At 74.4% G+C, this 1,471-nt stretch carries 2 protein-coding genes; both read left to right on the forward strand.

Features of this window, described 5'->3' with window-relative positions:
• The first annotated feature begins 165 nt into the window (after positions 1 to 165).
• Positions 166 to 570, forward strand: a complete 405-nt coding sequence (locus tag DLJ58_RS00075; RefSeq protein ID WP_030488289.1) for a thioesterase family protein — start codon at positions 166 to 168, stop codon at positions 568 to 570.
• Positions 567 to 1,397, forward strand: coding sequence for an MBL fold metallo-hydrolase (locus DLJ58_RS00080; protein WP_124853295.1), 831 nt, complete (start codon positions 567 to 569; stop codon positions 1,395 to 1,397). Before DLJ58_RS00075 ends, DLJ58_RS00080 begins: the two co-directional genes overlap by 4 nt.
• Positions 1,398 to 1,471 lie beyond the last annotated feature (74 nt).

Raw genomic sequence — 1,471 nt, forward strand, 5'->3', positions numbered from 1 at the left:
GTCCGGGCGGGGGGCTGGGGGTCAGTCACGACGGCCATCGGGGTCAAGGTTAACGACGGGGACGGCATCGACCGACGGGGACCACCCGCTGACCGTCGGGGATGGCCGCGCCCGGATCGTCGGGCGCGTGCTCGACGCGTCCGGCGAGCACCTAGGCTGACGACCATGCAGGAGCAGCCCGAGCCCGCCTTCGCGCCGGGTCTGACCGCCCAGGTCGAGTTGACCGTCACCGACGCGGACACCGCCCAGGCGGTCGGTTCCGGGGACGTACCGGTGCTCGGCACTCCCCGGGTGCTGGCGCTGGCCGAGGCGGCCACCGTCGCGGCGACGGCGACCGGGATGCCGCCCGGTTCGACGACAGTGGGCACCCGGGTCGAGTTGGAGCACCTCGCGCCGACCGTGGTCGGCCGGACGGTCCGCGCGCAGGCGCTGCTGGCGACCGTCGACGGTCGCCGGCTGTCGTTCGAGGTCACGGTCAGCGACGGCGACCAGACGGTGGCCCGGGGCCGGGTGGACCGGATCCTGGTCGACCGGGGGCGCTTCGTCGAACGCGCCGGGCGGGCGTCGTGAACGCCGGTTTCGTCGAGGTCGCCGACCGGGTGCACGTGCTGGCCGAGCCGCTGCTGCGGGTCAACGTCACACTGGTCGTCGGCGACGACGAGGCGCTACTGGTGGACACGCTCTCCTCGGCCGCCCAGGCCACCGAGCTGGCCACGGCCGTGCGGGCGGTCACCGACCGTCCGTTGACGCTGGTCAACACCCACCACCACTACGACCACTGCTTCGGCAACGCCGTCCTGGCCGGCGACCCACCCCGCCCGGTGTACGCGCACGAACTGGCCGCCACCGCCCTCCGCGAGGAGCCGGAGCGGCTGCGCCGGGAGGCGTACGAGGAGTTGCGCACGGAGCACCCGGCGCTCGCCGCCGAGCTGGCCGACACCCCGCTGCTCGCCCCCACGCACACCGTGCACCTCGAGACGGCCCTCTACCTGGGCGGTCGACGGGTGCTGCTGCGCCACCCGGGGCGGGGGCACACCGAGGCCGACCTGGTGGTGCACGTGCCGGACGCCGACGTGCTGGTGGCCGGGGACCTGGTGGAGCAGAGCGGCCCGCCCGCCTTCGAGGACTCGTACCCCTTGCAGTGGCCGGACGCGGTCGCGGACCTGCTGCGACTGACCACCGCGCGCACGGTGGTGATCCCGGGCCACGGCGACCCGGTGGACGTCGACTTCGTCCGGGCCCAGCACGCGGAGCTGGCGAAGCTGGCCTGGCTGATCCGGGCCGCGCACACCAGCAGCGCCCCGCCGGAGCGGGTGGCCGCCGAGGCGCCCTTCGGAGCCCGCCCGGCCCTGGTCGCCGCCCACCGCGGCTACCTGGAACTGACCGGCACGGCCTGACCCACCCAACGTAGCTGCCGCGATCTTGCACTTTGTGCAGGGTCAAAGGCGAGCGAAGCGGACCAAACGTCGAG

This window comes from Micromonospora arida (genome assembly GCF_003857035.1).
Lineage (GTDB): Bacteria > Actinomycetota > Actinomycetes > Mycobacteriales > Micromonosporaceae > Micromonospora > Micromonospora arida.

Coding starts and splice junctions, on each gene's coding strand:
- DLJ58_RS00075 (WP_030488289.1), top strand. CDS start 166: ATGCAGGAGCAGCCCGAGCCCGCCTTCGCGCCGGGTCTGACCGCCCAG.